Source organism: Streptomyces sp. NPDC057654 (assembly GCF_042800135.1).
GTDB lineage: Bacteria > Actinomycetota > Actinomycetes > Streptomycetales > Streptomycetaceae > Streptomyces.
On sequence record NZ_JBHVHQ010001341.1, the window covers coordinates 1 to 1,472 of the forward strand.

1 protein-coding gene, 1 pseudogene and 1 riboswitch are annotated in these 1,472 nt (G+C 77.4%); the gene and the pseudogene both read left to right on the forward strand.

Features of this window, described 5'->3' with window-relative positions; translation table 11 throughout:
• Nucleotides 1-824, forward strand: an 824-nt coding sequence (locus ACFU99_RS43415; protein ID WP_384404258.1) for an ROK family protein, incomplete at its 5' end; no start/stop codon positions are given.
• Nucleotides 825-941: 117 nt separating this feature from the next.
• Nucleotides 942-1,072: riboswitch (FMN riboswitch) on the forward strand.
• A 186-nt stretch (nucleotides 1,073-1,258) separates the two neighbouring features.
• A pseudogene (locus ACFU99_RS43420) lies at nucleotides 1,259-1,472 on the forward strand (riboflavin biosynthesis protein RibD); the annotation flags it as partial.

Sequence of the window (1,472 nt, forward strand, 5' to 3'; positions counted from 1 at the left end):
CCGTCGAACTGGTCGCCCGTACCGTCGCGGAGGCCGGGGCCGCCCGCCTGCACACCGTCGGGGTCGGCGCGCCCGGCCTGATCGACCCGGCCACCGGCGCGCTCTCGCCCACCGGCGGCCTGCCGCGCTGGCACGGCCGGCTCTCCGCCGCCCTGCGCGAACGGCTGGCCGTCCCCGTGCTGCTGGAGAACGAGGTCAACCTCGCCGCCGTCGCCGAACAGCGCCTCGGCGCGGTCCGCGACCGGGACACCTTCGTCCTGCTCTGGCTCGGGCACGGCACCGGCGCGGCCGTCGTCTTGGGCGGCCGACTCCACCGCGGCGCGTCCGGCGGCACCGGCGAGATCGGCTTCCTGCCGGTCCCCGGCGCCGCGGCCCTGCCGTCGGCCACCGCCTGCGACGGCGGCTTCCACTCCCTCGCGGGCAGCGCCGCCGTCTGCGCCCTGGCCCGGGAACACCGTCTCGCGGCTGTCCCGGAGGCGGCCGGGCTCCCGGACGGGGCCGCGGCGGCGGAGGCGGCGGTACGGGCCGCGGCCGACGCGGGGGAGCGGGGCGCCGCCTTCCTCGACGCGCTCGCCGACCGCGTCGTCCTCGGCGCCGCCGCCCTGTGCGCCGTACTGGACCCGGGCTGCGTCGTCCTCGGCGGCGAGAGCGGCCGGGCGGGCGGCGCGGCCCTCGCCGGCCGCGTCGAGCGGCGCCTCGCCGGGATGTCCCCGCTGCGCACCGAGGTGCGGGCCACGTCCGTAGGCGGCTCGGCGGTGCTCCGCGGCGCCGTCCTGACCGCGATGGACGCCGCCCACGACGCGCTGTTCTCGCCGGGCCGCTGACCCCGCCCGGCCGCCCGGAGCGCGACCCGCGGGCCGGGCCGTGTGACCCAGTGCACAACAGTTCGCTCGCATGGCCTTCGATCAGACGTGGCAGACTGGACCCGTACTGATATACGCAAGCGCACTCCGGGGTCGGTGAAAGTCCGAACCGGCGGTTACAGTCCGCGACCCGGTCGCCTCCAGCGGCCGGTTGACCAGGTGAAACTCCTGGACCGACGGTTAAAGTCCGGATGGGAGGCAGTGCGCGGCGGGCTCGTTTCGGTACGCCGTCGCCGACGGCTCGTCCTCCCCTGGGCGATCTGTATCCCGGCGTCCGCGTAGCCGTGGTGTGTTCCCGTTCCTTGTCGTTCCGACAGCCCCGGAGTCCGTGCCTGACCAGGCAGGAGGACCCGGTGGCCACCCCAGCCGCAGCGCCCCTCGCAGAACGCGACGCCATGCGCCGCGCCATCGAGCTCGCCGCCCGCGCCCTCGGCGCCACCAGCCCCAACCCCGTCGTCGGCTGCGTCGTCCTCGACGCGCGGGGCCGTGTCGCGGGCGAGGGATGGCACGCCCACGCGGGCGGCCCGCACGCCGAGGTCGTCGCGCTGCGCGCGGCGGGGGAGCGGGCCCGCGGCGGCACCGCCGTCGTCACCCTCGAACCCTGTAACC